At 70.4% G+C, this 17857-nt stretch carries 16 protein-coding genes; 10 read left to right on the top strand and 6 right to left on the bottom strand.

The genetic code is table 11. The features are described from left to right. Positions 1 to 19 precede the first annotated feature (19 nt). Together ACU6WZ_RS05160 and ACU6WZ_RS05155 are read right to left on the bottom strand one after the other, a co-directional pair. On the bottom strand, positions 20 to 934 hold the full coding sequence (locus tag ACU6WZ_RS05160; protein WP_447031928.1) for a glutamate ABC transporter substrate-binding protein: 915 nt from the start codon (positions 932 to 934) through the stop codon (positions 20 to 22). A gap of 34 nt (positions 935 to 968) precedes the next feature. After that, on the bottom strand, positions 969 to 1754 hold the full coding sequence (locus tag ACU6WZ_RS05155) for an amino acid ABC transporter ATP-binding protein (protein ID WP_447031927.1): 786 nt from the start codon (positions 1752 to 1754) through the stop codon (positions 969 to 971). A 259-nt stretch (positions 1755 to 2013) separates the two neighbouring features. On the opposite strand from ACU6WZ_RS05155, the gene ACU6WZ_RS05150 reads away from it, so the two are divergent. Further along, entirely contained in the window at positions 2014 to 2736 is a 723-nt protein-coding gene (locus ACU6WZ_RS05150; protein ID WP_447031926.1) for a response regulator transcription factor, read from the top strand. Between the two features lie 6 nt (positions 2737 to 2742). Next, positions 2743 to 4179, top strand: a complete 1437-nt coding sequence (locus ACU6WZ_RS05145; protein ID WP_447031925.1) for a sensor histidine kinase — start codon at positions 2743 to 2745, stop codon at positions 4177 to 4179. Here ACU6WZ_RS05145 and ACU6WZ_RS05140 read toward each other — a convergent pair. Further along, positions 4158 to 5153: a TAXI family TRAP transporter solute-binding subunit gene (locus ACU6WZ_RS05140; RefSeq protein WP_447031924.1), complete on the bottom strand. Its 996-nt coding sequence runs from the start codon at positions 5151 to 5153 to the stop codon at positions 4158 to 4160. The two genes, ACU6WZ_RS05145 and ACU6WZ_RS05140, sit on opposite strands and share 22 nt — an antisense overlap. Positions 5154 to 5242: 89 nt before the next feature. Here ACU6WZ_RS05140 and miaB point away from each other — a divergent pair, with 89 nt between their 5' ends. After that, complete coding sequence (gene miaB, locus ACU6WZ_RS05135) at positions 5243 to 6727, top strand: tRNA (N6-isopentenyl adenosine(37)-C2)-methylthiotransferase MiaB (RefSeq protein WP_447031923.1); 1485 nt, start codon at positions 5243 to 5245, stop codon at positions 6725 to 6727. A gap of 49 nt (positions 6728 to 6776) precedes the next feature. Next, positions 6777 to 7529: a class III extradiol ring-cleavage dioxygenase family protein gene (locus tag ACU6WZ_RS05130; protein WP_447031922.1), complete on the top strand. Its 753-nt coding sequence runs from the start codon at positions 6777 to 6779 to the stop codon at positions 7527 to 7529. A 140-nt stretch (positions 7530 to 7669) separates the two neighbouring features. On the opposite strand, the gene ACU6WZ_RS05125 is transcribed toward ACU6WZ_RS05130, so the two are convergent. After that, positions 7670 to 8005 (bottom strand): antitoxin, encoded by a 336-nt coding sequence (locus ACU6WZ_RS05125; protein WP_447031921.1) that lies wholly within the window; start codon positions 8003 to 8005, stop codon positions 7670 to 7672. Positions 8006 to 8029: 24 nt separating this feature from the next. Beyond that, positions 8030 to 8221, bottom strand: a complete 192-nt coding sequence (locus ACU6WZ_RS05120) for a hypothetical protein (protein WP_447031920.1) — start codon at positions 8219 to 8221, stop codon at positions 8030 to 8032. Between the two features lie 128 nt (positions 8222 to 8349). Here ACU6WZ_RS05120 and miaA point away from each other — a divergent pair, with 128 nt between their 5' ends. The 6 genes from miaA to hflX all read left to right on the top strand — a co-directional run bounded on the left by miaA (position 8350) and on the right by hflX (position 16305). After that, positions 8350 to 9288, top strand: a complete 939-nt coding sequence (miaA, locus tag ACU6WZ_RS05115; RefSeq protein ID WP_447031919.1) for a tRNA (adenosine(37)-N6)-dimethylallyltransferase MiaA — start codon at positions 8350 to 8352, stop codon at positions 9286 to 9288. Positions 9289 to 9395: 107 nt separating this feature from the next. After that, positions 9396 to 9833 carry a hypothetical protein gene (locus ACU6WZ_RS05110; protein WP_447033867.1) on the top strand — a complete coding sequence of 146 codons (438 nt, stop codon included), beginning with the start codon at positions 9396 to 9398 and terminating at the stop codon, positions 9831 to 9833. A 105-nt stretch (positions 9834 to 9938) separates the two neighbouring features. Next, a complete protein-coding gene (dapF, locus tag ACU6WZ_RS05105) occupies positions 9939 to 10817 on the top strand; it encodes a diaminopimelate epimerase (protein WP_447031918.1) in 879 nt (292 codons plus the stop codon). A 179-nt stretch (positions 10818 to 10996) separates the two neighbouring features. Beyond that, a complete protein-coding gene (locus tag ACU6WZ_RS05100; protein WP_447031916.1) occupies positions 10997 to 13117 on the top strand; it encodes a RelA/SpoT family protein in 2121 nt (706 codons plus the stop codon). 77 nt (positions 13118 to 13194) lie between these two features. Further along, a complete protein-coding gene (locus tag ACU6WZ_RS05095) occupies positions 13195 to 14664 on the top strand; it encodes a M1 family metallopeptidase (protein ID WP_447031915.1) in 1470 nt (489 codons plus the stop codon). A gap of 141 nt (positions 14665 to 14805) precedes the next feature. Continuing rightward, entirely contained in the window at positions 14806 to 16305 is a 1500-nt protein-coding gene (hflX, locus tag ACU6WZ_RS05090; RefSeq protein ID WP_447031914.1) for a GTPase HflX, read from the top strand. A 76-nt stretch (positions 16306 to 16381) separates the two neighbouring features. On the opposite strand, the gene ACU6WZ_RS05085 is transcribed toward hflX, so the two are convergent. Further along, a complete protein-coding gene (locus ACU6WZ_RS05085; RefSeq protein WP_447031913.1) occupies positions 16382 to 17605 on the bottom strand; it encodes a trypsin-like serine peptidase in 1224 nt (407 codons plus the stop codon). Positions 17606 to 17857: the final 252 nt, after the last annotated feature.

The following is a 17857-nucleotide window of genomic DNA, read 5'->3' as shown; positions in this document are numbered from 1 at the left end:
ACCGAAGGAAGCGGCGGTATCAGTAGCGCTCGAGCGCCGGCGGCTCGGTGAACTCGGAGCCGGACAGGCCCAGCGTCGCGTCGTACGCCTTCTTGTAGTCGCCGTTCTCGATGTGCGCTTCCAGGGCGTCGCCGACCGCCTCGCGCAGCGCCTTGTCGTCCTTGCTCATGCCGACGCCGTACGGCTCCTCGGTGAACGGCTTGCCGACCACCTTGAGCTTCGTCGGACGCTGGGCGGCGTAGCCCTTGAGGATCGCGTCGTCGGTGGTGACGGCGTCGACCTCGTTGTTGATGAGCTGCTGCACGCACTCGGAGTACTTCGACAGCTCGACGGTCTTCGCGCCGTACTTCGGCTTCTTGATCTCCTGGAGCGGCGTGGAGCCGACGATGGAGCAGACCTTCTTGCCCTTGAGCGAGTCGGGTCCGGTGATCGCGCTCTCGTCCTTGCGGACCAGGAGGTCTGCGCCCGCCATGAAGTACGGGCCGGCGAAGCCGACCTGCTTCTTGCGCTCGTCGTTGATCGTGTACGTACCGACGTAGAGGTCGATGTCGCCCTTCGAGATGGTCGTCTCGCGGACACCGGAGTCGACCGTCTTGAAGGTGATCTGGTCGGCGGAGAAGCCAAGGTCGGCGGCGACCATCTTGGCGATCTCGATGTCGAAGCCGGAACGCTCGCCGTCGGTGTCCTCGAAGCCGAGGTAGGGCTGGTCGTTCTTGGCGCCGAAGGTGATCTTGCCGGCCTTCTGGGCGCTCTTCAGGACCGGGGAGTCGATCTTGACGTCCTTGGCGACCGTGTACGTCGGAAGCTTGGGGGCTTCCTTGCCGCCGGTCGGGTTCTTCGGCTTGTCGCCGGCGGTGCCGGACTCGCCGCCACAGGCAGTCGCGGTCAGGGCGAGCACGGCGATGGCAACGGCGGCCGATTTGCGGAGCTTCATCGTGAAAATCCCTAGTGTCGTGGGTCGTTAATCGTCAGTGGTGAAGGATCTTCGACAGGAAGTCCTTGGCCCGGTCGCTGCGCGGGTTGCTGAAGAACTGGTCGGGTGTGGCCTCTTCGACGATCTTTCCGTCCGCCATGAAGACGACCCGGTTGGCGGCCGAACGCGCGAAGCCCATCTCGTGGGTGACGACCACCATCGTCATTCCGTCGCGTGCCAGCTGCTGCATCGCTTCCAGAACCTCGTTGATCATCTCCGGGTCGAGCGCCGACGTGGGCTCGTCGAAGAGCATGATCTTGGGGTCCATCGCCAACGCCCGCGCGATCGCGACACGTTGCTGCTGACCTCCGGAGAGCTGCGCCGGGTACTTGTCCGCCTGCGAGCCGACACCCACCCGGTCGAGCAGGGTGCGCGCCTTCTCCTCGGCCGCCTTCTTGTCCGTCCCGCGAACCTTGGTCTGGCCCAGCGTGACGTTCTCCAGCACCGTCTTGTGTGCGAAGAGATTGAACGACTGGAAGACCATGCCGACGTCGGCACGCAGCCGCGCGAGCTCCTTGCCCTCCTGGGGCAGCGGCCTGCCGTCGATCGCGATGGCGCCGGAGTCGATCGTCTCCAGGCGGTTGATGGTGCGGCACAGCGTGGACTTTCCGGACCCCGAGGGTCCGATGACGACCACGACCTCGCCACGGGCGATGGTCAGATCGATGTCCTGGAGCACATGCAGCGCGCCGAAGTGCTTGTTGACGTTGCTCAGCACGACCAGGTCGTCGGCTGCGGGGGCAGCGTCATCGGCGGCCTTGGTCACTGAAACTCCGCTCATCGGCTTCTTGCTCCGTCCTCCTCGGTTGGGAGGACCCTAGTCAGCCGTTACGACCAGCGTCATTACATCTGAGCGGAAATTGAGCATAACGATCCGGCTGCAACCGGACACTCCGCGTGAACGGGACTCCGCTCCGGCATACCGGCTCCATAACGGAACATGCCCGTAACGGGGAGCCCCTTGACTGGACCGTGACGCATCGGCGTGGATGCCATGAGACCAATTCACGAAGATTTCACCGAAGGACCGAAGGGGGGCCATGAGACTGCTGCTCGTCGAGGACGACGACCACGTCGCGGCTGCCCTCTCCGCCGTCCTCGCCCGACACGGCTTCCGGGTCGTCCACGCCCGCAGCGGCGAGGAAGCGATCCAGGCGCTGCTGCCGGCCGAGAAGGACCCCTTCGGTGTCGTGCTGCTCGATCTCGGGCTGCCCGACCAGGACGGCTACGAGGTCTGCGGGAAGATCCGCAAGCGCAGCGACACCCCGGTGATCATGGTGACCGCGCGGGCCGACGTACGGTCCCGTATCCACGGCCTGAACCTGGGCGCCGACGACTACGTCACCAAGCCCTACGACACCGGTGAGCTGCTGGCCCGTATCCACGCCGTCAGCAGGCGCAAGGCGAACGGCGAGACACCCGCGCCCGGTTCCGCCTCCGGAGCCGCTTCGGACGCCGCGCTGCGGCTCGGCGGCGTGTGCATCGAGCTGCTCACGCGCCGGGTCAGCGTCGCCGGCAGCGAGGTCCAGCTGACCCGCAAGGAGTTCGACCTGCTCGCCCTCCTCGCGCAGCGCCCCGGTGTCGTCTTCCGCCGGGAACAGATCATCAGCGAGGTCTGGCGCACGAGCTGGGAAGGGACCGGCCGCACGCTGGAGGTGCATGTGGCATCACTGCGCGCCAAACTGGGGATGCCCGCGCTGATAGAGACGGTGCGCGGTGTCGGCTACCGGCTCGTCGCCCCGGCCGCGGTGCAGGGCCCGTAGCCCCGCGTGCGCACCCGCCTTCTCCCGCTGCTCATCGTCCTGCTCGCGGGGATTCTCCTCGCCCTGGGCTTCCCGCTGGCGGTGAGCGTGGCCGCCGCCCACCAGCAGCGCGTGGTCGTCGACCGGATCGACGACACGGCGCGTTTCGCGGCGCTCGCCCAGTTCGTCACCGAGCGGGGCGGCAGTGGCACGGACGAACGGCGCAGCACCCTGGAGACGGAACTCGCCAGTTACCACGCCGTGTACGGCATCAAAGCGGGCGTCTTCTACCGCGACGGCGAGGCCATGGCGAGCGCCCCCGGGGGCTGGAGCGTCCCCGAGGCGGGGGAGGGCCGTGGCGCCTTCCAGGAGGCGCTCTACAAGCGCCGCAGCCACGACCCGAAGCAGGTCTGGCCCTGGCAGAGCGGACGCCTGTACGTGGCCTCCCCGGTCGTGCGCGACGGGGACGTGGTCGCCGTGGTGGTCACCGACTCGCCGACCGGACAGATGCGTTCGCAGACGCTGCGGGGCTGGCTGTTCATCGCCGCCGGTGAGGTCGCGGCGATGCTGGTGGCGGTCGGCGCCGCGTTCCGGCTCACCGGGTGGGTGCTGCGGCCCGTACGCATCCTGGACGCGGCCACCCACGACATAGCGACCGGCCTGATGAACTCGCGGGTCGCCGCGGCGAGCGGGCCCCCGGAACTCAGGCGCCTGGCCAGGTCTTTCAACGAGATGGCGGACAACGTCGAGGAGGTTCTGGAGCAGCAGCGCGCCTTCGTCTCCGACGCCTCCCACCAGCTGCGCAACCCGCTGGCCGCCCTCCTGCTGCGGATCGAGCTGCTCTCCCTCGACCTGCCGGGGAACGCCGAGATCACCTCCGTACGTACGGAGGGCAAGCGCCTCGCGCAGGTTCTCGACAGCCTCCTGGACCTGGCGCTCGCCGAGCACGCCCCAGCGCACCTCCACCTCATCGACCTCGGCGCACTGGTCACCGAGCGCATCGCCGCCTGGGGGCCCCTCGCCGACGACAAGGGCGTGCGTCTCACCCGCGAGGGGCCGGTGGCCGTCACCGCCTGGGGTGACCTCGTCGCGCTCTCCAGCGCCATGGACGCGGTCATCGACAACGCGCTGAAGTTCACCCCGCCCGGCGAGATGGTCGAAGTCGTCGTGGCGCCGGAGGGGGAGACCTGCACCGTCACTGTCGCCGACCATGGTCCCGGACTCACCGACGAGGAGCTCACGCGCGTGGGGGACCGTTTTTGGCGCAGCAACCTGCACCAGAACGTCAAGGGCTCGGGCCTCGGCCTGTCGATCTCGCGCGCCCTGCTCCTCGCGGGCGGCGGCACGATGGCGTACACCCAGAACAGACCCCACGGGCTGCGGGTCACCGTCACCGTCCCGCGAACGTCACCCGACGACGGAAGGCTTGAAGGCCCGGCCGGTCAGGGCTTGACGGACCGGTAGTAGCGCTGCGCCCCCTCGTGCAGCGGCAGCGGATCGGTGTAGATGGCGGTCCGCAGATCCACCAGCTGAGCCGCGTGCACCTCACTGCCGATGCGGTCCCGGCTCCCTATCACCGCCCGCGTCAGGCCCTCGGTGAGCGCGGCGTTGGTACGGTCCGTGGTCACCAGCAGATTGGCGACCGCCACCGTCGGCACCGCCACCCCGCCGTGAGCCCTCAGATACGCGTCCGCGGGCATCACCGCGGACCGGTAGTGGCGGGACGTTCCGCCCGTCGCGTGCAGTTCGTCGACCAGATCACCCAGCGGCACGAGCCGGATATCCATGCGCTTCGACAGGTCCCGCACCGCGGAGGTGGGCAGACCCCCCGACCAGAAGAAGGCATCGATCTCGCCCCGCTCGAGCATCCCGGGCATGGAGTCGATGCCGACGGACACCGGGGTGATGTCCCGCTCGGGGTCGATACCGGCCGCCGTCAGCAGCCGGTTCGCCACCAGCCGCACGCCGGAACCGGGCTGTCCGACCGCCACCCGACTGTTCCGCAGACCGGCCGCGGAACGCACCGTGGAACGCTTGGATACGACAAGTTGCACATAGTCGTCGTACAGCCGCGCACAGCTGCGCAGCCGCGCCGCCCCCGGCATGCCGTCCTGCTTGTACTTGGCGACGGCGTCCGCGGTGGCGATGGTGAAATCGGCCTCACCGCTCGCCAGCCGTGCGAGGTTCTCCTGCGAGCCCTCGCTGGTGCGCAGCCGCATGTTCACCTCGGGGAGGTCGCGCGCCGCGGCCCGCTCGAGGAGCTCGCCGTAGCGCTGGTAGACGCCCGTCGGCACGCCAGTGCTGAAGGTGATCTTCCCGCGCGGTGCGGACTCCCCGATCGGCACGAGCCACCACATCAGCAGCCCGAACGTCACGAGTGCGGCGGCGCCACCCTGGAGGGCGCGGCGGCGGCTGATGTGAGCCAAGGGCTGGAGCATGCGCGCGATCCTGCCAGTCCGGCCCCCCGGAGACCAGGCCGACGGTGGGGTGCCCCGCCCCGTTCGCGCCCCGTACCCTGGTGTGCGAGATGAGCGAGAAGACATACGAGGTGCGCACTTACGGGTGCCAGATGAACGTCCACGACTCCGAGCGGCTTTCGGGCCTCCTGGAGGGCGCGGGATATGTCCGGGCCCGGGAGGGAGCCGACGGCGACGCCGATGTCGTCGTCTTCAACACCTGCGCGGTGCGGGAGAACGCCGACAACAAGCTGTACGGCAATCTCGGCAGGCTCGCCCCGATGAAGACGAAGCGGCCCGGCATGCAGATCGCCGTGGGCGGCTGCCTCGCCCAGAAGGACCGCGACACCATCGTCAAGCGGGCACCCTGGGTCGACGTCGTTTTCGGTACGCACAACATCGGCAAGCTGCCCGTACTCCTGGAGCGCGCCCGCGTGCAAGAAGAGGCGCAGGTCGAGATCGCTGAGTCGCTGGAGGCCTTCCCGTCCACGCTGCCGACGCGGCGCGAGAGCGCTTACGCCGCCTGGGTCTCCATCTCCGTCGGGTGCAACAACACCTGCACCTTCTGCATCGTGCCCGCGCTGCGCGGCAAGGAGAAGGACCGCCGGACAGGCGACATCCTCGCCGAAATCGAGGCACTGGTCGCCGAAGGTGTCTCCGAGATCACCCTGCTCGGCCAGAACGTCAACGCCTACGGCTCCGACATCGGTGACCGTGAGGCGTTCTCCAAGCTGCTGCGCGCCTGCGGGAAGATCGACGGCCTGGAGCGGGTCCGGTTCACCTCGCCGCACCCGCGCGACTTCACGGACGACGTGATCGCCGCGATGGCCGAGACGCCGAACGTCATGCCGCAGCTGCACATGCCGCTGCAGTCCGGATCGGACACGGTCCTCAAGGCGATGCGCCGGTCGTACCGGCAGGAGCGCTTCCTCGGCATCATCGAGAAGGTGCGTGCCGCCATGCCGCACGCCGCCCTCTCCACCGACATCATCGTGGGCTTCCCCGGCGAGACCGAGGAGGACTTCGAGCAGACCATGCACACGGTCCGCGAGGCACGCTTCGCGCAGGCCTTCACCTTCCAGTACTCCAAGCGCCCCGGCACCCCGGCCGCCACTATGGAGAACCAGATCCCCAAGGAGATCGTCCAGGAGCGCTACATGCGCCTGGTCGCCCTCCAGGAGGAGATCTCCTGGGAGGAGAACAAGAAGCAGGTCGGCCGGACCCTGGACGTCATGGTCGCCGAGGGCGAGGGCCGCAAGGACGGCGCCACCCACCGCCTCTCGGGACGCGCCCCCGACAACCGGCTCGTGCACTTCGGGAAGCCGGACGCGCAGGTGCGCCCCGGTGACGTGGTGACCGTCCTGATCACCTACGCCGCCCCGCACCACCTGCTGGCCGAGGGCCCCGCCATGTCGGTACGCCGCACCCGCGCCGGTGACGCCTGGGAGAGGCGGACCGCGCAGCCGCAGCAGGGCCAGGGCGTGCTGCTGGGGCTCCCGAAGATCGGCGTTCCCGAGCCGCTGCCGGCGGCCACGGGCGGCTGCGCCGTCCAGTAGGGCGTTCGGCGCGAGGGACGGTTGCGGGCGGGGCACTAGGCTTCCGATCATGCTTGTCGCCGCCGCTGTGTGCCCCTGTCCGCCGCTCCTGGTACCCGAAGTGGCCGCCGGCGCGGCGCCGGAACTCGACGCCGCCCGGGCGGCCTGTGCGGACTCTCTCGGGGTGCTCGCCGCGTCCCGTCCCGACCTGCTGGTCGTGGTGGGCAGCGCAGGGCCGGGCGAGGCGAGTACGTACCCCCAGGGGGCCACGGGAAGCTTCCGCGGCTTCGGCGTCGACGTGACTGTACGTCTCGACACGTTTCGTGCGTTCCCCGGAACGGACGGGGGCAGCGCCCCGGTCTCGGGAACCGTCGTCGGCCAGGAGCTTCCGCAGTCCCTCGCGGTCGGCGCGTGGCTGCTCACCCGTGAACAGTGGTCGGGCGCCCCCGTGGAAGCCCTGGGCGTCGCAGAACGCACCCCGGCGGACCTGTGCGCGGACCAGGGACGGGGACTCGCCACGCGCGTGGAGCGGGTCGCGCTGCTCGTGATGGGGGACGCCAGCGCCTGCCGCACACTCAAGGCGCCCGGCTATCTGGACGAACGCGCCGAGGCCTTCGACGCACGTGCCGCACACGCCCTCGCGGCCGCCGACCCGGCCGCCCTGCTGGCCCTGGACGCGGGCCTGGCGTACGAACTGAAGGCGGCGGGGCGGGCGCCCTGGCAGGTCCTCGCCGGCGCGGCCCAGGGGGCCGGTCTCGGCGGTCAGCTGCTGTACGAGGACGCTCCTTACGGCGTCGGCTATTTCGTCGCGCTCTGGTCGTGACACACCGCTGAACGCCCGACCGCTGAATGCCCCGCGGAAGGGACGGGGACGACGGGCAGGGGGACGCGGGACGGCGGAGGGCCGCGGAGCGTACTGCGCTCCGTGGCCCTCCGCCGTTGCCCGCCCGCCTGTCGTCGGGGCTACGGGGCCGGGGGAGGGGGCGGCGGCGTGGTGCTGGTACCGCCGGTTCCCGTCCCGCCCGGGCCGCCCGCGGCCGGGCCGCCCGCGGCCGGGCCGGCGGGGCCGCCCGTTCCGCCCGGGCCGTCGTCCTTGTGGGAGATGCGGTTCAAGGCGTCCCTCGCCTTGCCCGTACCCGACTGGATCTGGCTGCTGTACTTGCCCTTGGTCTTGCTGTCGACCGTCTTGGCGGCCTTGTCCAGACCCTGCCCGATCTTGCCCTCGTGCTGCTGCGCGAGGGCCGAGACCTTGTCCTTCGCAGGAGCAAGCTTGGCCTTCAACGAATCCAGGAAGCCCATGGTCACCTTCGCTCTTCGGGGAAACTACTTTCGGGCGCTGTCGCCGGCCTCATTGTCCGCCGCTTCTTCCACCGACTGCTGCTTGGGGATCTCCGCGCCCTCCGCGTCCGCACTCGCGCCCGCCTCAACGCCCTGCGCTGTGCTGGTTGGAGCCTCCTCGGCCGGCGCCTCAACGACATCCCTGGACTTACGACGAAACCGATCAAAAACTCCCATATCGACTCCATATCCTACTCGTGCGGGCGAAACCGGCGGTCGGATCCTCGCAACAGGCAACGAACCCGGTGGCGTGCCGTCACGTAACTCGTTCGGGGAGGCCTCGCGAGGTTTGCGAGACTGTGCACGTGAGAACTGCAGCCCCCGCACCGCGGGTCATCGCCGTTGTCGGCCCCACGGCAGCCGGAAAGTCCGATCTGGGCGTCGCCCTCGCCCAGCATTTCGGCGGGGAAGTGGTCAACGCCGACTCCATGCAGCTCTACCGGGGGATGAACATCGGCACCGCCAAGCTGACGCCCGAAGAGCGCTGCGGAGTGCCGCACCACCTCCTCGACATCTGGGACGTGACCGAGGCGGCGAGCGTCGCCGAGTACCAGAGACTCGCACGCGCGCAGATCGACCGTCTGCTCGCCGAAGGGCGTACGCCGGTGCTCGTCGGCGGTTCCGGGCTGTACGTGCGGGGGGCCGTCGACGCACTGGAGTTCCCCGGCACCGACCCCGACGTACGCGCCCGCCTGGAGGCGGAACTGGAGCTGCGCGGCCCCGGAGCCCTGCACGCCCGCCTCCTCGCCGCCGACCCGGACGCCGGCCGGGCGATCCTGCCGAGCAACGGCCGCCGCATCGTGCGGGCGCTCGAAGTGATCGAAATCACCGGCAGGCCCTTCACCGCCAATCTCCCCGGACCGGACTCGGTGTACGACACCGTGCAGATCGGCGTCGACGTCGGCCGTCCCGAACTCGACGAGCGCATCGCCCTTCGGGTGGACCGCATGTGGGAGGCGGGCCTCGTCGACGAGGTGCGCGCACTGGAGGCACGGGGGCTGCGGGAGGGCCGCACGGCCGCGCGCGCACTTGGGTACCAGCAGGTGCTGGCCGCGTTGGCGGGAGACTGCACCGAGGAGCAGGCGCGCACCGAGACCGTGCGTGCCACCAAACGCTTCGCGCGCCGCCAGGACTCGTGGTTTCGCCGGGATCCGCGAGTGCACTGGCTGAGCGGCGCAGCTCAGGACCGTGCGGAACTCCCGGAGCGGGCGCTGGCGTTGGTCGAACGAGCGGTTACAGCCTGATCACGTGATGGCATCGGGACGCTCCGCCCGTCATTGCGGCGCCCGGCCCCGTGCCATCATCGAGCTTCGATCGACCAGTGGAGTCCAAGTTGGGAGGGCGCGTGGCGATGGAAGCCGGCCCTCGTGACACAGCTCAGGGAGACCCGGACCGCTTGAGCCCCGACGGACCCGACGAGCAGGATGTGGCCGCGGTGGCCGAGACGGGCCCCGAGGTCCAGGTCGAGCTGCGCCCCCAGCGGCGACTGCGCATCTGGCAGCTCGCCCCGATCGTGGGGCTCGCCGCGCTGGGTTCCCTGATGTTCGCCTTCCCCCTCGCCTTCGAATTCGGCGACGGCGGCGCGGTCGTAGCCATGCTCGGCCTGCTGATCAGCTGCTGCGCCGCGGGCTGGGGCATGATGGCCGCGCACCGCGTCGGACACAGCTGGCCGGGTCTGCCGTCCAGGGAGTCGGAAGGGCGCCCGGACTGGCGCATGATCGCGCTGTACGTCGTCGTGGGCACCGGCCTCGTCGCCCTGGCCGTGTGGCGGGTCGCCAGGCTCCGCTGAGCCCAGCCGAGCCCCCGGCCGTGCGCGTCCCCGCCTCCGGCGAGCCCCCGGCCGTGCGCGTCCCCGCCCCCGCCGAGCGACCGGCCCGCCCGTACGATTGACGGCGTGAGCACCTCGCCGATCGCCTTCCTCAAGGGACACGGGACCGAGAACGACTTCGTGATCGTCCCCGACCCGGACAACGCCCTCGACCTGCCCGCCGCCCTCGTCGCGAAATTGTGCGACCGCAGGGCCGGCATCGGCGGGGACGGTCTGCTGCACGTCGTCCGGTCCGAGGCGCACCCCGAGGCCCGCTCCATGGCCGCGTCGGCCGAGTGGTTCATGGACTACCGCAACGCCGACGGCTCGATCGCCGAGATGTGCGGCAACGGCGTGCGCGTCTTCGCCCGCCACCTGCAGCGCGCCGGCCTCGTCGGCGAGGGCGACCTGGCCGTCGCCACCCGGGGCGGCGTCAAGGGCGTACACATCGCGAAGGCGCAGAGCGGCGGCGACATCACCGTCTCGATGGGCCGCGCGGTCCTGCCCGGAGGCGACGTGACAGTCGCTGTGGGGGGCCGCGCATGGCCCGCCCGCAACGTGAACATGGGCAACCCGCACGCCGTCGCGTTCATCGACGATCTGCGGCACGCCGGTGACCTGCTCACCGCCCCCGCCTGCGCACCCGGCGCCACCTACCCGGACGGGGTCAACGTCGAGTTCGTCGTCGACCGCGGCCCGCGCCACGTCGCGATGCGCGTACACGAGCGCGGTTCCGGCGAAACACGCTCCTGCGGTACGGGGGCCTGCGCCGTGGCCGTCGCCGCCGCCCGCAGGGACGGCGTCGACCCGGCCGTCACCGGTTCGCCCGTGACGTACACCGTGGATCTCTGGGGCGGGCGCCTGGTGATCACCGAGCGGCCGGACGGCGCCGTCGAGATGACGGGCCCGGCCGTGATCGTCGCCGGGGGCACCATCGACCCCGGCTGGATCGCGTCCGCCTCGTAGCCCACGGAGACGTCGGGCCGGGAGGAAACGGGTAGCGCGCTCAATTTCGCTCGAATGGGTGATCCGTTTCACGCTGAGCGAGAGCGGGACTGCACCGCGTGATGGGCTCGGTAGCATCAAGCACCGGCCCGGACGTGGATCGACCCGTCCACCGCCGGTCGACGCTGCCGGAGGTGCCCATGAGTGCAGAGGCCGCCGATCCAGGTGCTGCCAACCCAGGTGCCGCGAGCCGCAAACGGGGCCGCACCAGGCTCGACCTCCGCAGGCTCGGCCGGGTCGCTCTGCTCGGCCCCGCGTCCCGCGACCGGCTGCCCGACGCGATCGGCCACGTCGCGGACGCGCACCGCGCGCACCATCACGACGCGGATCTGTCCATCCTGCACCGGGCGTACGTCCTCGCCGAGTCGTCGCACCGCGGCCAGATGCGCAAGAGCGGCGAGCCGTACATCACGCATCCGCTCGCCGTGACGCTGATCCTCGCCGAACTCGGGGCGGAGACGACGACCTTGACGGCCGCCCTCCTGCACGACACCGTCGAAGACACCGACGTGACGCTCGAGCAGGTGCGGACGGCGTTCGGCGAGGAGGTCTGCTACCTCGTCGACGGTGTGACCAAACTCGAAAAGGTCGACTACGGCGCCGCCGCCGAACCCGAGACGTTCCGCAAAATGCTCGTCGCCACCGGCAACGACGTACGCGTCATGTCGATCAAGCTCGCCGACCGGCTGCACAACATGCGCACCCTCACCGTGATGCGCCCCGAGAAGCAGGCCCGCATCGCGCGAGTCACCCGGGACGTGCTGATCCCGCTCGCCGAACGGCTCGGCGTGCAGGCCCTCAAGACGGAGCTTGAGGATCTCGTCTTCGCGATCCTGCACCCCGAGGAGTACGAGCGCACGCGCGCCCTCATCGCCGCCGACGCCACCGCGGGAGACCCCCTGGGGGCCATCGCGGAGGACGTCAGGAAGGTGCTGCGGGAAGCCGGCCTGGCAGCCGAAGTGCTGGTGCGGCCGCGGCACTTCGTGTCGGTGCACCGGGTTAGGCTCAAGCGCGGCGAACTGCGCGGTAGCGACTTCGGGCGCCTGCTCGTGCTGGTCTCGGAGGACGCCGACTGCTACGGGGTACTGGGCGAGCTGCACACGTGTTTCACGCCGGTGATCTCGGAGTTCAAGGACTTCATCGCCGCGCCGAAATTCAACCTCTACCAGTCGCTGCACACCGCTGTCGCGAGCCCTGGCGCGGAGGTGGCCGAAATCCTCATCCGTACACACCGGATGCACAAGGTGGCGGAGGCGGGCGTCGTCGCGCTGGGCAACCCGTACGCCCCCACCGACGGGGCGGAGCCCGCGGTCGAGGGGGAGCGCGCCGACCCGACCAGGCCCGGCTGGCTCTCCCGGCTGCTGCAATGGCAGGAGTCCACGCCAGACCCCGACACCTTCTGGACGTCGCTGCGCGCGGATCTCGCACAGGACCGTGAGATCACCGTGTTCGACCCGGACGGCGAGGCGCTGGGCCTGCCGGCTGGAGCGAGCTGTGTGGACGCGGCGTACGCCCAGCACGGCGAGGCGGCGCACCGCTGTGTCGGCGCGCGGGTCAACGGGCGTCTCGCGACCCTGAGCACGGCGCTCGGCGACGGCGACACCGTGCAGCTGCTCCTTGCGCACGACATCGGCTCAGGCCCTTCTCCCGAATGGCTCGACCACGTCCGTACGCCGGCCGCCCGCATCGCCATCAACGGCTGGCTGGCCGAACATCCACAGGGCCAGGCCGCCCCCGGAGGTCTGCCGCCGCAAGGCGTTCAGGAGGCCCCCGTGCCGGCCCCCGCCCAGAGCGGCTTGGTGCGCAGGGCCGCCGAGAACGCCGTGGTGGACGTGCCGGACGCGACCGTACGGCTCGCGGGCTGCTGCACCCCCGTGCCGCCGGACTCCGTCACGGCGTTCGCCGTGCGCGGCGGCGTCGTCACCGTGCACCGCGCGCAGTGCCCCGCCGTCGGCCGGATGCAGGCACACGGACGGGAACCGGTGGGCGTGCGCTGGCTGGCCAGGGGCGGCTGCCGGGTCACGCTGGTCGCCGAGTCCTTCGGGCGCCCACAACTGCTCGCGGACCTCACCGAAGCGATCGCCACCGCGGGCGCGGCGGTCGTCTCGGCCACCGTCGAGCCCCCGAGCGAGCAACGGGTGCGGCACACCTACACCCTCCGGCTCCCGGACGCCGCGGGGCTGCCCGGCCTCATGCGGGCGATGCGGGCAGTGCCCGGTGTGTACGACGTGAGCCGCGCCCAGCACCCGGCCACCGCCTGACCGAACACGCCGCTCTTTCGGGTGGAGCCGTCGCGTGCCGTCCCGGCGGGTGCAGCCGGCGCTGATAGCGGTAGGGCATGCTGCTCTCTTCGCGCCTGCGCGCCGCCCTGCTGGCCGCCGCATCGGCCACCCTCGTCGCCGCCACCGTGCCCGCCCCCGAACCTCCCGTGGCGCTCGGCATCGGGGACCGCCTCTTCCCGCATCTGGGGAACCCCGGATACGACGTTCTCGCGTACGACATCTCCTTCACGTACGGCGGCAGCAACAGCAAGCCCCTGGACGCCGTCACGAAGATCGACGCCCGCGCGACCGACCGGCTGGAGCGCGTCAACCTCGACTTCACACGCGGAACCGTCGGCTCCGTCGAGGTGAACGGTGAGAAGGCGGCTTTCGCCACCGCCGGCGAGGACCTAGTCGTCACCCCCGCCGAACCGGTGCGCCGGGGGTGGCCGATGCAGGTCACGGTCCGCCACACCAGCGATCCGAGGCCCAAGAAGGGCCAGGGCGGCGGCTGGGTGCGCACCGCTGACGGCCTGGCGATGGCCAACCAGGCCGACGCCGCGCACCGCGTCTTCCCGTGCAACGACCACCCCGCGGACAAGGCCCTCTTCACCTTCCGCGTCACCGCGCCGAAGGGCATCACAGCAGTCGCCAACGGGCTGCCCGTGGACGAACCCAGGACCGCCCCGGACGGCGTCACCTGGACGTACCGGAGCGACCACCCCATGGCGACCGAGCTCGCCCAGGTCTCACTGGGCCGTTCGACCGTGCTGCACCGCCAGGGACCGCACGGCCTTCCGCTTCGCGACGTCGTGCCCACTGCCGACCGCAAGGTGCTCGAACCGTGGCTGAAGAAGACCCCCGCGCAGCTGGAGTGGATGGAGCGGCAGGTCGGCCGCTACCCGTTCGAGACTTACGGGCTGCTCGTCGCCGACGCGAAGACCGGGTTCGAGCTGGAGACGCAGACACTGTCACTCTTCGAGAAGTCGCTGTTCACCCGCACCGAACTCCCCGCCTGGTACGTCGACTCGATCATGGTCCACGAGCTGGCGCACCAGTGGTTCGGCAACAGCGTCGCGCCTCGGTCCTGGTCCGACCTGTGGCTCAACGAAGGCCACGCCACCTGGTACGAGGCGCGGTACGCCGAGGAACTCGAACCGAAGCGCACGCTGGAGGCGAGGATGCGCGAGGCGTACAAGATGTCGGACGGGTGGCGCGCCCAGGGGGGTCCGCCGGCCGTCCCTCGCGGCCCCGAGCCGGGACAGAACCTGAGCCTTTTCAGGCCGGTCGTCTACGACGGCAGCGCGCTGGTGCTGTACGCGCTGCGTCAGGAGATCGGCGAGGAGGCGTTCGGGCGGCTGGAGCGGATCTGGGTGAGCACCCACCGGGACGGCACCGCGACGACCGCCGACTTCACCGCGCTGGCTTCCGAGGTGGCGGGGCGGGACCTGTCCGCCTTCTTCCAGGGCTGGCTCTACGAGAAGAAGACGCCGGCCATGCCGGGGCACCCGGACTGGCGGAGCACACAGGTGCCCAAGGGGGCATAAACACGAGTGACGGGTCAGCGGCCTCCGTGCCACTATCAATGCGTCGGCGCGGAGGCTTCGGGGAATCTTCCAGGGGACTCACGCGTTGTAGCCGCTGTAGCCGACATTTCCGTCGGCTCTTCCTCTCGACGTAAGGATCCAATGACCTTCTCTTCTTCTTCCGCTTCCAAGGACGCGCAGAGCTTCACGGAGAACCTGACCGAGAGCCTTCGGGCCGATGCCCTGATGGAAGAGGACGTCACCTGGAGCCGCGAAGTCGACGGGGAGCGCGACGGCGACCAATACGAACGCGCGGAGCGCGCGGCTCTGCGGCGCGTGGCCGGCCTCTCCACCGAACTCGAAGACGTCACCGAGGTCGAGTACCGGCAGCTGCGCCTGGAGCGCGTGGTACTGGTCGGCGTCTGGACCACCGGGTCTGTGCTCGATGCCGAGAACTCGCTGGCGGAACTGGCGGCGCTCGCAGAGACCGCGGGTGCCCTGGTGCTCGACGGCGTCGTACAGCGCCGCGACAAGCCGGACCCGGCGACGTACATCGGCTCGGGCAAGGCGCTGGAGCTGCGGGACATCGTGCTCGAAACCGGCGCCGACACGGTCGTCTGCGACGGTGAGCTCAGCCCCGGCCAGCTCATTCACCTCGAAGACGTCGTCAAGGTCAAGGTCGTCGACCGGACCGCTCTGATTCTGGACATCTTCGCCCAGCACGCCAAGTCCCGGGAGGGCAAGGCGCAGGTCGCGCTCGCGCAGATGCAGTACATGCTGCCGAGGCTGCGCGGCTGGGGTCAGTCGCTGTCCCGGCAGATGGGCGGCGGCGGGTCCGGCGGTGGCGGCATGGCCACCCGTGGTCCCGGTGAGACCAAGATCGAGACGGACCGGCGGCGGATCCGCGAGAAGATGGCGAAGATGCGCCGGGAGATCGCGGAGATGAAGACCGGGCGCGACATCAAGCGCCAGGAACGCAAGCGCAACAAGGTGCCTTCGGTGGCGATCGCCGGATACACCAACGCGGGCAAGTCCTCGCTGCTCAACCGCCTCACCGGCGCGGGAGTGCTGGTGGAGAACGCCCTGTTCGCCACCCTGGACCCGACCGTGCGCCGCGCCGAGACCCCGTCGGGCCGGGTCTACACTCTGGCCGACACGGTCGGGTTCGTCCGGCACCTGCCGCACCACCTTGTCGAGGCGTTCCGCTCCACGATGGAGGAGGTCGGCGATAGCGACCTCATCCTCCACGTGGTCGACGGCGCGCACCCGGCCCCGGAGGAGCAGCTCGCGGCCGTACGCGAAGTGATCCGAGAGGTCGGCGCGGTCAACGTGCCCGAGATCGTGGTGATCAACAAGGCGGACGCGGCGGATCCGGTCGTGCTGCAGCGACTGCTGCGCATCGAGCGGCACGCGATCGCGGTGTCGGCCCGTACGGGCGCGGGCATGGCGGAGCTGCTGGCGCTCATCGACGCCGAACTGCCGCACCCGGAGGTCGAGATCGAGGCACTCGTGCCGTACACCCACGGTGGGCTGGTCTCGCGGGCCCATGCCGACGGCGAGATGATCTCCGAGGAACACACCGCGGACGGCACGCTGATCAAGGTCCGTGTGCACCAGGAACTGGCGGCGGAACTCGCCCCGTTCGTGCCGGCCACCCGCTGACCCCGGGGCGTACGGAGAGCGCACAGCCCGAAGGCCCGCCCCGTCACGGGGCGGGCCTTCGGGCTGTGCCGGGTTTCTACCGGCCGGCGAACTTGTCGCTGACCGAGTCGTAAAGCCCCTTGGCCTCCTTGCCCAGCCGGGGACCGGCCAGCCAGCCCGCCGTCACCGGGCCGATCGACGTGTTGGAGACCAGCGCCGGCTTGCCGTCCCGGCCGAGCGCCGCCCAGCCACCACCGGAGGAACCACCGGTCATGGTGCAGCCGATGCGGTACATCGTCGGGTCAGCGGCCTTGATGGACAGCCGCCCCGGCTTGTCGGCGCACTGGAACTCCTTCTGGCCGTCGAAGGGGGTCGCCGCCGGGTAACCCGTCGCCGTCATCCTCGCGATCTCGGGCGCGGCGGGAGCGCCGAACTCCACCGGCAGCGCCGAACCGACTGTCTCCTCCAGCGACTTGCCGTCGCCGTCCTCCGGGGTGACGTGCAGCACCGCGAAGTCGTACGGAGCACCCTGGCCGCCGGTCGGACCGCCCTCGGCGATCCATTGCTGCGAGGTCTGCGCCCAGTCGCCCCACCACACGCCGTGCGGGGTGATCTCCTGCTCGTTCTTGGGTGAGGCCTCGAGCTCGGCGGCCGACCTCCCGGTGTCGTTGTAGGACGGAACGAAGGCGATGTTCCGGTACCAGCCGCCGCGCTTTCCGGCGTGCACGCAGTGACCCGCGGTCCACACCATGTTGGACTTGCCCGGGTGCGCGGGGTCCTTGACCACGGTGGCCGAGCAGACCATCGAACCCTCGGGCCCGTCGAAGAACAGTTTCCCGGCCTCGGGCGTGCTGGCGCTGTACGGCGTCCGCACGGGCTGCGCACGGACGGGCGCCGGCGTCGGGTCCGTCACCCCTCCGTCGCCCGGGATGTCGTTGTCCACCGGCCTGTCGGGCTGCTCCGCGTCCCGCATCCGGTCCGCGTCCCAGAGGTCCTCGATGATCGGGTTGATGTAGTCCTCGGCCTCACGCAGCCAGTCGTCCCTGCTCCAGTCCTTCCACGCGCCGCCCTTCCACTGATCCAGGTCGACGCCGTGCTCCTTGAGCCGGTCCTTCAGATCGTCCGGTATGACGATCTTGCCGTCGTCGGTCTGCGCGGCGGGCGAGCTCGGTTCGCCACCCGCGTTGTCCTCGCTCGGACCGCAGGCGGTCGCGGTCAGGGCGAGGGCGGCGGCCATGCCGACGGCGGCCATCGCAGGGGAGGTTCGGCGACGCGCTCTCCTCCCACCACGTGCTGTGAAGGCTGGGCGAATGGGTCGCATGTCGTGATCCCCCTGGGACTTCGAAACGTCGTTGTCAACTGACTCTGGTTACGCGTGACTCTGGTTACGCGCTGCCCGCCCGGGCAGCGGAGCCCCGGCCGAGGCGCGGACCTCACTATGCCGGTGCCGATGGGGACGGTGAGCGGCAGGGCCGCGGTTCCCCGACGTACCGCGGTGCGGCGTAAGGATCTTGCGCCCGCCCGTGATCCCTCGCTCTCACCGTCGTTGGTACGTACGGGGGACACACGACCG

The sequence above is a fragment of the Streptomyces hypolithicus genome (genome assembly GCF_052934925.1).
This window is presented reverse-complemented; position numbering and strand designations above follow the sequence as displayed.